Source organism: Micromonospora sp. NPDC005172 (genome assembly GCF_040608555.1).
Classification (GTDB): Bacteria; Actinomycetota; Actinomycetes; order Mycobacteriales; family Micromonosporaceae; genus Micromonospora.
Map to the genome: position 1 here is coordinate 23,954 of NZ_JBEXIL010000058.1, position 11,145 is coordinate 35,098.

Annotated in this window: 9 protein-coding genes; 3 read left to right on the top strand and 6 right to left on the bottom strand. The window is 72.3% G+C overall.

Features of this window, described 5'->3' with window-relative positions; genetic code table 11:
- Window positions 1-398 precede the first annotated feature (398 nt).
- The gene (gene lepA / locus ABZV06_RS27885; protein ID WP_355625172.1) at window positions 399-2,273 is read right to left on the bottom strand and encodes a translation elongation factor 4; all 1,875 of its coding nucleotides are present in this window, start codon (window positions 2,271-2,273) and stop codon (window positions 399-401) included.
- A 117-nt stretch (window positions 2,274-2,390) separates the two neighbouring features.
- Window positions 2,391-2,927 (bottom strand): DUF4240 domain-containing protein, encoded by a 537-nt coding sequence (locus ABZV06_RS27890; protein WP_355625174.1) that lies wholly within the window; start codon window positions 2,925-2,927, stop codon window positions 2,391-2,393.
- A 61-nt stretch (window positions 2,928-2,988) separates the two neighbouring features.
- Between ABZV06_RS27890 and ABZV06_RS27895 the strand changes: the two genes are divergently transcribed.
- The gene (locus tag ABZV06_RS27895; protein ID WP_355625175.1) at window positions 2,989-3,969 is read left to right on the top strand and encodes a phosphotransferase; all 981 of its coding nucleotides are present in this window, start codon (window positions 2,989-2,991) and stop codon (window positions 3,967-3,969) included.
- A gap of 285 nt (window positions 3,970-4,254) precedes the next feature.
- The gene (gene rpsT / locus ABZV06_RS27900) at window positions 4,255-4,521 is read left to right on the top strand and encodes a 30S ribosomal protein S20 (protein ID WP_053656074.1); all 267 of its coding nucleotides are present in this window, start codon (window positions 4,255-4,257) and stop codon (window positions 4,519-4,521) included.
- A gap of 139 nt (window positions 4,522-4,660) precedes the next feature.
- On the opposite strand, the gene ABZV06_RS27905 is transcribed toward rpsT, so the two are convergent.
- The 4 genes from ABZV06_RS27905 to ABZV06_RS27920 all read right to left on the bottom strand — a co-directional run bounded on the left by ABZV06_RS27905 (window position 4,661) and on the right by ABZV06_RS27920 (window position 9,375).
- Window positions 4,661-5,083 carry a hypothetical protein gene (locus tag ABZV06_RS27905; protein WP_355244088.1) on the bottom strand — a complete coding sequence of 141 codons (423 nt, stop codon included), beginning with the start codon at window positions 5,081-5,083 and terminating at the stop codon, window positions 4,661-4,663.
- A complete protein-coding gene (holA, locus tag ABZV06_RS27910) occupies window positions 5,080-6,060 on the bottom strand; it encodes a DNA polymerase III subunit delta (RefSeq protein ID WP_355625177.1) in 981 nt (326 codons plus the stop codon). The genes ABZV06_RS27905 and holA overlap by 4 nt, the downstream gene beginning before the upstream one ends.
- Before the next feature lie 178 nt (window positions 6,061-6,238).
- Window positions 6,239-8,620, bottom strand: coding sequence for a ComEC/Rec2 family competence protein (locus tag ABZV06_RS27915; protein ID WP_355625179.1), 2,382 nt, complete (start codon window positions 8,618-8,620; stop codon window positions 6,239-6,241).
- Complete coding sequence (locus ABZV06_RS27920; protein ID WP_355625181.1) at window positions 8,617-9,375, bottom strand: helix-hairpin-helix domain-containing protein; 759 nt, start codon at window positions 9,373-9,375, stop codon at window positions 8,617-8,619. The genes ABZV06_RS27915 and ABZV06_RS27920 overlap by 4 nt, the downstream gene beginning before the upstream one ends.
- Window positions 9,376-9,589: 214 nt before the next feature.
- Here ABZV06_RS27920 and ABZV06_RS27925 point away from each other — a divergent pair, with 214 nt between their 5' ends.
- On the top strand, window positions 9,590-11,068 hold the full coding sequence (locus ABZV06_RS27925; protein ID WP_355625183.1) for an arabinofuranosidase catalytic domain-containing protein: 1,479 nt from the start codon (window positions 9,590-9,592) through the stop codon (window positions 11,066-11,068).
- Window positions 11,069-11,145: the final 77 nt, after the last annotated feature.

Genomic DNA, 11,145 nt, shown 5'->3' on the forward strand with positions numbered 1-11,145 from the left:
CTCCACGGTCGCGCTCCTTCTAAGAATGTCTGACACACAATGTGTGCTTCCTGTCGTGACCACTAAGTTCCCGACCCACCAAAAATCCAAACCGACTCACCCGCACAAGAAGTCGTCGGCATCGATGTCGAGCGGCTGCGTCGATTGGCGTGGAGACACGTCCGTACAGGTCAGACAACATGTTGCCCAGGGCGACAACCCGAGGAAAGCCAACCAAAATTTTCCCGCCCACCCCCGGTTCCACCGGGCCCATCCCCGGTCCCACCCGGCCCGACCCCGGTGATCAAGAGGTTCGCTTCAGCATCCGGGCTTCGGATGACGCGAACCTCTTGATCAACACGGGTGGCCGGGCCGGGCCGGTCCGGAGGAGGGCCGGGGGCCGGGTCGGCGGTTGGGGGTTACTTCTTGGGGGCCTTGGTGTCGCCGGAGTCGGAGGACAGGGCGGCGATGAAGGCCTCCTGGGGCACCTCGACGCGGCCGACCATCTTCATCCGCTTCTTGCCTTCCTTCTGCTTCTCCAGCAGCTTGCGCTTACGGCTGATGTCACCGCCGTAGCACTTGGCAAGGACGTCCTTACGGATCGCGCGGATGGTCTCCCGGGCGATGACCCGGCTGCCGATGGCCGCCTGGATCGGCACCTCGAACTGCTGGCGCGGGATGAGCGTACGCAGCTTGGCGGCGATGGTGACGCCGTAGTTGTACGCCTTGTCCTTGTGCACGATGGCACTGAACGCGTCCACGGGCTCGCCGTGCAGCAGGATGTCCACCTTCACCAGGTCGGACGCCTGCTCGGTGGTGGGCTCGTAGTCCAGCGAGGCGTAGCCCTTGGTACGGCTCTTCAACTGGTCGAAGAAGTCGTAGATGATCTCCGCGAGCGGCAGCGTGTAACGCAGTTCCACCCGGTCGGCGGAGAGGTAGTCCATGCCGAGCAGGTTGCCCCGCCGGCCCTGGCAGAGCTCCATGACGGCGCCCACGTAGTCGTTGGGCGTCAGCACCGTGGCCCGGACCACCGGCTCGTACACCTCGGCGATCTTGCCGGTCGGGTACTCGCTCGGGTTCGTCACGACGATCTCCTCGCCGTCGTCCGTGATCGCCCGGTAGACGACGTTCGGCGCGGTGGAGATCAGGTCGAGGTTGTACTCGCGTTCCAGCCGCTCCCGGATGATCTCGAGGTGGAGCAGGCCGAGGAAGCCGCAGCGGAAACCGAAGCCGAGCGCGCCGGAGGTCTCCGGCTCGTAGTCCAGGGCGGCGTCGTTGAGCTTGAGCTTGTCCAGAGCCTCACGCAGGTTCGGGTAGTCGGAGCCGTCGATCGGGTAGAGGCCGGAGTAGACCATCGGCTTCGGGTCCTTGTAGCCACCCAGCGCCTCGGCCGCCGGCCGGCTGTTGATGGTGACCGTGTCACCGACCCGGGACTGCCGGACGTCCTTCACACCGGTGATCAGGTAGCCGACCTCGCCGACGCCCAGCGCCTCGGCCTTGACCATCTCGGGTGAGATGACGCCGATCTCCAGCAGCTCGTGCACCGCGCCGGTGGACATCATCTTGATCCGGTCGCGGGCGCTGATCCGACCGTCGATGACCCGGACGTACGTGACGACGCCGCGGTAGACGTCGTACACCGAGTCGAAGATCATCGCCCGGGCTGGCGCCACGGCGTCACCGACCGGTGGGATGAACTGCCGGACGATCTCGTCGAGCAGGTACGGAACGCCCTCGCCGGTCTTGCCGGAGACCCGGATGCAGTCGGCGGGGTCCCCACCGATAAGGTGGGCCAGCTCCTCGGCGTACTTCTCCGGCTGCGCGGCCGGCAGGTCGATCTTGTTGAGCACCGGGATGATGCGCAGGTCGTTCTCGAGGGCCAGGTAGAGGTTGGCCAGGGTCTGCGCCTCGATGCCTTGCGCGGCGTCGACCAGCAGCACGGCACCCTCGCAGGCCGCCAACGACCGGGACACCTCGTAGGTGAAGTCGACGTGCCCCGGGGTGTCGATCATGTTGAGCACCGCGTGCTCACCGGCCCGCTCGCCGTCGCGGATGGTCCACGGCATCCGGACGGCCTGGCTCTTGATGGTGATGCCGCGCTCGCGCTCGATGTCCATCCGGTCCAGGTACTGCGCGCGCATCTGCCGTGGGTCGACCACACCGGTGAGCTGCAACATCCGGTCGGCCAGGGTCGACTTCCCGTGGTCGATGTGGGCGATGATGCCGAAGTTCCGGATGCGACCGGGGTCGGTGGCACCAGGGGCGTTCGCGCCGGGATCGAGCTTCGGTGGCACAGCGGTCCGTTCTGGTCGGCTGACGTGAACAGGCCGGCGCGCCGCCGACCCCCTCCATGTTCCCACGCCGCCGGGGTACGCCCACTGCGCGGGCGACGGATCGGTCCCGAGAACTCCTCACTCCATGGGCGGCTCCACGAAGAGCGCGGCCAGTCGGGGCAGCCGGCGGCGGGCCTCCTCCTCGTCGTCGAAGTCCCAGAAGTCGTTGAGGTCCGGCGTCCGGACCGGCTCCCGGGACTCCGGCAGCTCCGACGCGGTGGCCTTGCGGTAGGCGTCCCACGGCACCGCCAGCATCTGCTCGGCGGAGAACTCCTCCCCGCTGAGCGAGGCCGCCCGCACCTGGGGCAGTTCCGCCAGCGAGTCCGGTTCGGCGACCGCGCGGGCGAAGACGGCACGCCCCTGGGTCATCAGCCAGCCCCGGAAGTGTTCGAAGCCGTCGGCCGAGGCGCCACCGTTGATAAGGTAGGCCGCACCCCACAGGTCGGCCTTGTGCGAGGCCGCCAGCACCCGCGTCTGGTGCTGGGCGTACCCGACGATGTCCTCCGGATCGCGCTCGGCGAGCAGCGCCACGGCCCGCGCGGCGACCGGCCCGGGTTCACCGCCGCCCCCGGCGCGGGCCTGGTCGATCAGATGCCAGAAGTCCTCGGTCCTCATGGCTTGGCAGTCTGGCAGTGTCGCCGCGCGCCGCGCACGTACCCCGGGGCAGCATGGTGGGGTGTCCTCGCCGCCGCTGCCCCCCGTGCCACGCCACGCGGGTGCGCCGCGCCCGTCGTGGCCGGCGCTGCCGGCGGCGCTGCGGGTCGCCATCGCCGACCGGCTCGGCGCGCCGGTGGTCACCGTCCGCGTCGCCACCGCGGGCTTCACCCGGGGCTTCGCCGCCGTGCTGCACACCGCAGACGGTGGTCGGGCCTTCGTCAAGGCGTCACCCACCGTCGCGCACCTCACACCGGGGTACGCCCGGGAGGCCGCGATCCTCGACCGGCTGCCGGCGGACCTGCCGGCGCCCCGCCTGCGGTGGACGCTGGACGAGGCCGGCTGGTTCGCGCTCTGCACCGACGCGGTCGACGGGCACACCCCACGCCTGCCCTGGGCGCGTGCCGAGCTGGACGCCACGCTCGCGGCGTACGCCGAGGTGGCCGCCGCGCTCGCCGACCCGCCGGCCGGGCTGACCGCGCTCGGCCTGCCCCACCTGGCCGAACTGGCCCGCTCGGACATCCTCTGGTGGGAGGAGGTCGCCGCGGGCCGGGAGCCGCCTCCGGCGCTGCCCGCCGCCGCCCGGGGTCGACTGCCCGAGCTGGTGGCGCTGGAGTCCCGCCTCCCCGGGTACGCGGACGGTGCGACCGGCCTGATCCACGGTGACCTACGGGTGGACAACGTGCTCGTCGGTCCGGGCGGCCGGGCCTGGCTCTGCGACTGGACCTGGGCCTGCACCGGGCCGGCCTGGTTCGACCTGGCGACCCTGCTGCTCACCGCCTACGCCAGCGGCCTGGACACCGACCGGATCTTCGCCGCGCACCCGGTGACCACCGGCGCTGCGCCGGACGCGCTGGACGCCACCCTGGCCGCGTTGGCCGGCTACTACCTCACCGGGGCGGACGCGGCGTCGGCGACGGACTCGCCGCACCGGTCGGCGCACCAGCGGTGGAGCGGCGAGCAGGCACTCGACTGGCTCGCCCGCCGGCAGGGCTGGCGGTGACAGCGGCCCCGCGGTGCCCCGGCGGCCCGCGCGGCCCGGGATCGGCTCGGTTTCCTTGAAGTCGGGCTGTCAGCCATGCTCGGATACTGCGGTTTCCCGGAAGCCGAGTGGATCAAGCCGTCGACCGTTCGGCGGCACCCGCGAGCGGGGACGGACCCTCTTCGGGCGGAGCCGTTTTGGCTCGTCCCGGGCGACCTGGTAACCTGGCTCTTCGCGCAGTGGTGACGCATGTCGTCATCCCGCGCACAAGCTGACCAACCCGAGCTATCAAGACGAGGCTGTCGCGTGGCGAACATCAAGTCCCAGATCAAGCGCAACCGGCAGAACGAGAAGGCCCGGCTGCGTAACAAGTCGGTCAAGTCGTCGCTGAAGACCGCCGTCCGGAAGTTCAACGAGGCTGCCGAGGCCGGTGACGTCGAGAAGGCCACCGCGCTGATGCAGGAGGCCTCGCGCAAGCTGGACAAAGCCGTCAGCAAGGGCGTGATCCACTCCAACCAGGCCGCGAACCGCAAGTCCGCGATCGCGAAGCGCGTGGTGGCGCTCTCCGCCTGACGCTTTGCCGTCAGACTGATTCGGAAAGCCCCGGACCTCGGTCCGGGGCTTCCGTGTGTCCAGGTGCCGCCGTGTGTCCAGGTGCCGCCGTGTGTCCAGGTACCAGGTGCCGCCGACGTGCTCGCCGCCCCGGCGGTCGTCAGTCCCGCACGTCCCTGCGACGGGTGGGACACACCCGGTCGGCGGGGATCGCCACCGCCGTCACCGCGTTGGACATCCACTCGACCCGGGCCCGGCCGACCACCGGCTCCATCTGCCGGCGGAAGCGGTCCCGCTCCTGCTCGGGCACGAGCGCGGCGGATCGGACCACCACCGCGGCCACCATGTCGTTGAGCTTGACCATCGCCGCCACGACGACGGGCAGCACCAGCACCGCCCACCAGGTGACCAACTCCGCCAGGGCGAGCAGCACGGCCAGGGCGATGGCGCCCTCGAAGAACAGGAAGCAGAGCACCCCACCGGGGTTGACGAACCGCAGGCCGAGCAGCCGAGCGTAGAGCGGCCGGTACCGCTCCTCGTCGACGGGCAGGGTGGCCCAACCGGTACGGTTCGGCCCCGTCACCGGCTGCTGCCCTGCCGGGCGGCCACCACCGAGAAGACGGCCCGTTCCAGGGCGTACGCCCGGTCGTCCGAGCCCCCCTTGACGGCCGCGTTGCACTCCGCGGCGACCTGCATGGCCCGGACCAGCCCTTCCGGGGTCCAGCCGCGCCCCTGCCGCTGCGCCCGCTCGATCTTCCACGCCGGCATCCCGAGGCTGCTGGCGAGCTGGTACGGGCTGCCCCGCCCGGCCGACGCCACCCGGGCCACCGTGCGCACCCCGTCGGCCAGGGCGTCGGCGATGGGCACCGGGTCGACTCCGACGTGCAGGGCCCAGCGCAGCGCCTCCAGGGCGGCCGGTACGTCGCCGACCATCGTGGCGTCCGCCACGGTGAAGCCGGTCACCTCGACCCGACCCCGGTAGTAACGGGCCACCGTCTCGGCGTTGATCCGCCCGTCGGTGTCGGCCATGAGCTGCGAGCAGGCGGCGGCCAGCTCGCGCAGGTCGTTGCCGACCGCCGCGATCAGCGCGTCGGCGGCGTCGTCGGCGCACCTGCCGCCGGCCCGGCGGATCTCGTCACGGACGAAGGCGACCCGCTCGCGGTGCCCCTTGAGTTTGGCCGCCGGGACCACCGTGGCGCCCGCCGATCGCAGCCCGTCGGCGAACGCCTTGCCCTTCGCGCCGCCCAGGTGCAGCACCAGGAGCTGGACCTCCGGGTCGGGGTTCTTGGCGTACGCCAGCAGTGCGGCGACCAGGTCCTTGCGGGCGTCCTGGCCCGAGCGCAGGATGAGCAGCCGCCGACCGCCGAACAGCGACGGGCTGAGCATCTCGGCGATTTCGCCGACGGTGAGCGCGCTCGCCTGGTACTCGCGGACGTCCACGTCGGGGTCGGTGCCGCGGGCCCGTTCGACAGCTTCGGAGACGGCGCGCGTGGCGAGCAGCTCCTCGTCGCCGACGACGAGCACAATGGGGGCGAGGCTGGCGGGGGTCACGTCGCCCATATTCGCACGGCCTACGGCAAGTACGGGTCTGCTCATTCGCCGCCCGGTCGGTGCAGCCCGCACTAAGCGCAAATCCAGACATTTACCTCGGTTCACCATCTAATCCGCAAGCCGGTCGGGATTTCGCCTGGGCGCGCGCAATTTCCACCGCGCCGACGCCCCTGACCTGCGGTTCCTCTCACAGTGGTCGTCCCGGCGGCACCCCTCGGCGGGCCACCGCCAAGCCATCGGCGGTCCGGATCGCCGCCACATCGCCGTCGATGTCGGTCCGCAGGACCCGGGCACCATGACTGCTCAGTCGGGCGAGAAGCGCGCGGTTCGGATGCCCGTACGAGTTGCCCGTGCCGACCGGCACCAGCGCGACGGCCGGCCGTACGGCGGCGAGGAAGCCCTCGTCCTGGTATGCCGAGCCGTGGTGCGCGACCTTCAACACGTCCGCCCGCAGCTGTGCCGACGGGCTCCGGACCAGCACCGCGTGCTGCTCCTCGGTCTCGGCGTCGCCGGGCAGCAGGACCGACACACCGGCGACCGTGGCACGCAGCACCAGCGAGTTGTTGTTCGGGTCCGATCGGGTGCCGGCCAGCGGGTACGGCGGACCGAGCACCAGCAACTCGACATCGCCGACCCGGTGCCGTGTCCCGGCGGTGGTGTCCCGCATCGTGGCCCGGCCGCCGATCGCCGCCGCGCGGACCGCCGCCCGACCGCTCGCCGGTTCCGTCGAGGGTGGGGTCAGCACGGCCACCACCCGCCGGCCCCGGAACACCCCGGCCAACCCGCCCACGTGGTCGAGGTGGAAGTGGCTGATCACCAGCAGCGACACCTCCCGAATGCCGAGCCGCCGCAGGCACCCGTCCACCGCCCCCGGGTCCGGCCCGGCGTCGACCAGCACCGCCCGGCCGGGTGCGACGGGCAGCACCAGGGCGTCGCCCTGCCCCACGGAGCAGGCCACCACCACCCAACCCGGCGGTGGCCACCCCCCGGCGATCAGGCGGACTCCGAGGGCACCGAGCAGGACGGCGACGGCGACGACCGCCACCAGCCGGCGCACCAGCGGTCGACGGGCGGCCACCAGCAGTGCCACCGTCAGCCCGGCCAGCAGCAGGGCACCGGCCGCACCACCCGGCCAGGGCAGGGTGCCGGCCGGGAGGCGGGCGCCGTGGCGGGCGATGACGACCAGCCACCATGCCGGCCAGCTCGCCAGCCACGCGACGAACCCGGCGCCGGCCGGCCAGACCGGCGACAGCACGGCGGCCGTGACGCCCAGCACCGTCGCCGGGGCGATGGCCGGCACCGCCAGCAGGTTGGCCGGTACCGCGACCAGACTGACGGTGCCGGAGATCCCGGCGACGACCGGCCCGCACGCCACCTGGGCCGCCGCCGGCACCGCCAGCGCCTCGGCCAACCCGGCCGGGACGCCCCGGTGGCGCAGCCCGTCCCGCCAGCGCGGAGCGAGCAGCAGCAGGCCCCCGGTGGCCAGTACGGACAGCGCGAACCCGGCGTCGCCGGCCAACTCGGGGTCGACGAGCACCAGCACCGTGACGGCGGCGGCCAGCGCGGGCAGCGCGGCCCGGGGTCGACCGGCGGCCAGCGCGACGAGCCCGATCGCCCCCATCGTGGCGGCCCGCACGACGCTCGGTGACGGGCGAACCAGGATGACGAAGCCCACCAACGCCACCCCGCAGAGCACCCCGGCGACCCAGGGCCCGGCGCGCGCCCAGCGGGCCAGCAGCAGCACGGCGCCCACGACGATCGCGACGTTGCTGCCCGAGACGGCGTTGAGGTGCGTCATGCCGGTCGCCCGGAAGTCCTCCTCGACGGCGGACGGCAGGCGGCTGACGTCCCCCACCACCAGCCCCGGCAGTAGGCCACCAGGGTCGTCGGGCAGCGGCGCGCAGGCCCGTTGCAGACCCGCGCGTAACGTGCCGGCGGCGCGCTGCGCCCACGATGGCGTACCGTGCCGCTCGGGTGGACCGGTGGTGGCGAGCACCGCCGCGGTGAGGTCACCGCCGCGCGGAACACCGAGTCGCCCCTCGGCGGTCAGCCGCTGCCCCGGCAGCAGTCCTCGCCAGGCCGGGTCGGTGGCGAGCACCAGTACCCGTACCGACGCCCGGAGCCGCCGGCCGTCCGGACCGGTCAGCCGGATCAGCTCACTCGACACCAGCAGCATGCCGGGACGCCCGGCGGAGCGGATCGGGCGTGGGTCGTCACGGACGACGAGATCGGCGGTGACCGGGGCGCGCTTTTCGGCGAGGGCACGGACCGGCGGCGCGTCCCGGACGACCAGCCGGGCGGCGGTCGTCGCCGCGCCGCAGAGCACGCCGAGGCCGACCGCGACGGCGACCCAGCCGTAACGGTGGGCGAGAGCCCCGGGCCGACCGAGCCGGCCGAGCAGGTGCAGGGTGCTCAGCGCTGTCGACACGGCCACGCCGCCGGCCACCAGCAGCAGTGGACGGGTGCCGAGGTGCAGGCCGGCGAGCGCGGTGAGCCAGGCGGCCACGGCCAACCCGGCGAGCCGGAGATCCGGTGGCGGCGCGTCGCCGACGACAGGTGGGGCGTTCATACCGTCACCAGGTCCTTGAGCTGTTCGTAGCGCGCGTCGCCGATCCCCTCGACCTGGCGCAGGTCGCCCACGGTCCGGAACCCGCCGTGCTGATCCCGGTAGGCGAGGATGCGCTGGGCGAGCACCGGCCCCACCCCCGGCAGCGCGTCGAGCTGGGCCAGCGTCGCGGTGTTGAGGTTCACCACCCCGCCGGGCGCCACGCCGGCTGCGGGACCGGCCGCGGCGCCCGGTGTCGGCGGTGGCGTCACCCCGACGACGATCAACTCGCCGTCGGTGACCTTCCGGGCGGGGTTGAGCAGTGTCACGTCCACGCCGGGGAGCGGGCCGCCGGCCTCGGACAGGGCGTCGGCCAGCCGGGCCCCCGCCGGTACGCGCACCAGCCCGGGTCGGCGTACCTTGCCCGCGACCGCGACCACCAGCTCGCCGGACGCCGACGCGCTGCCCTGCACCTCGGCGACGGCGGGGGTGGCCTCGCCGACCGGCGGGGTGACCGGTTCCGCGTGCGGCCGGGACCGCCAGGCCCAACCGGCGGCGGCCAGCACCACCACGAGGGCCACGGCAGCCAACGCCCGCACACCGCGCCGTCCCGGATCGAACGCCCCCGGGCCGGGCAGTCGTGGCGCACCACCGCCGGGACCGGTGGGCGCCTCCGCCGTCGACGCACCGCTGCCCGACGGAGTCGGCGACCCGCCACCCGTCGCGGCCGTCAGCCGGCGCAGACGCTGACGTACCGCTGTCTCCTCGTCCTCTGCCACGCCGCGACGCTAGGACGTCGGGCGCCACGACGGGGCACCGCGACCCCGTCCTGTGGACAGTCGACGGCACTGTGGACAACGCCCTGATCAAGCTCGTGTCTGCTACGGCGCAGGGGCCGCCGGAAGGTAGCGCGCTTCCATGGATGGCGATTAATGTTAGCGCTATCACGCGTGACATCACCCCCACCACCACCGCCGCACGCAAGGGGAATCCATGGACGTGAAGAGAAGGCTGCACCGCCTGCTGGCCGCAGCGGGGACCCTGCTGGTCCTCGTCGCCGGCGCCGGCGTCTACGTGGTCTCGGAGACACCCGGCGTCGCCCGCGCCGCCGGCACCGGACCGTGCGACATCTACGCCTCCGGCGGCACACCGTGCGTCGCCGCGCACAGCACCACCCGGGCCCTCTACGGCGCGTACAACGGCGCGCTCTACCAGGTCCGCCGATCGTCGGACAACACCACGCGCGACGTCGGCGTGGTCAGCGCCGGCGGCGTCGCCAACGCGGCCACCCAGGACACGTTCTGCGCCAACACGAGCTGCGTCATCACGATCATCTACGACCAGTCCGGTCGCAACAACCGCCTCACCCAGGCACCTCCGGGTGGCTTCAGCGGCCCCGCGGCCGGCGGGTACGACAACCTCGCCGACGCGAAGGCGGCACCGATCACCATCGGCGGCCAGAAGGCGTACGGCGTCTACATCGCCCCGGGCACCGGCTACCGCAACAACAACACCAACGGCGTCGCGACCGGCGACCAGCCCGAGGGCATCTACGCCGTCGTGGACGGCACGCACTACAACCAGTGGTGCTGCTTCGACTACGGCAACGCGCAGACCAACGTCCTGGCCGACGAACGCGCCATCATGGAGACGGTCTACTTCGGCGCCAACAAGCAGTGGGGTTACGGAGCCGGTGCGGGCCCCTGGATCATGGCGGACCTGGAGTGGGGCCTGTTCTCGGGGGTGAACGCGGGTTACAACAACATCGCGTCCATCAACCACCGCTTCGTGACGGCGATGGTCAAGGGCGAGCCGAACCACTGGGCGATCCGGGGCGGGAACGCGCAGTCGGGTGGCCTGACCACCTACTTCGACGGCCGTCGTCCCAACGGCTACAACCCCATGAAGAAGGAGGGGGCCATCCTCCTCGGCATCGGTGGTGACAACAGCATCACCGGCCGCGGCACCTTCTTCGAGGGCGTGCTGACCTCCGGCTACCCGACTGCGGCCACCGAGGACGCCGTGCAGGCCAACATCGCCGCTGCCGCCTACACCCCCGCCAGCGGCGGCAACCCGCAGCAGAACGCCCAGATCGTCGGCGCCCAGTCCGGTCGCTGTGTCGACGTGCCGAACGGCACCAGCACCAACGGCACCCAGGTGCAACTGTGGGACTGCATCAGCACCAGCACCGCGCAACGCTGGACCTACACGGCCGGAAAGCAGATCCAGGTGTACGGCAACAAGTGCCTCGACGCCAACGGTCAGGGCACCGCCAACGGCACTCAGGTGATCATCTGGGACTGCCACGGCGGCACGAACCAGCAGTGGAACGTCAACGCCAACGGCACCATCAGCGGCGTCCAGTCCGGGCTCTGCCTGGACGCCAACGGCGCCGGCACCGCCAACGGCACGAAACTCATCCTCTGGGCCTGCAACGGGCAACAGAACCAGCAGTGGTCGCTGCGTAGCTGAGCGAGCAGGCGTGCCGCCTCCGGGTCGTCACCCACCCCCGGCGGCCCGGCCCGCCCCCCGCACCCCCCCCGCCGGGG

Coding starts and splice junctions, on each gene's coding strand:
- ABZV06_RS27890 (WP_355625174.1), bottom strand. CDS start 2,927: ATGAGGACCGAGGACTTCTGGCATCTGATCGACCAGGCCCGCGCCGGG.
- holA (WP_355625177.1), bottom strand. CDS start 6,060: ATGGGCGACGTGACCCCCGCCAGCCTCGCCCCCATTGTGCTCGTCGTC.
- ABZV06_RS27915 (WP_355625179.1), bottom strand. CDS start 8,620: ATGAACGCCCCACCTGTCGTCGGCGACGCGCCGCCACCGGATCTCCGG.
- ABZV06_RS27925 (WP_355625183.1), top strand. CDS start 9,590: ATGGACGTGAAGAGAAGGCTGCACCGCCTGCTGGCCGCAGCGGGGACC.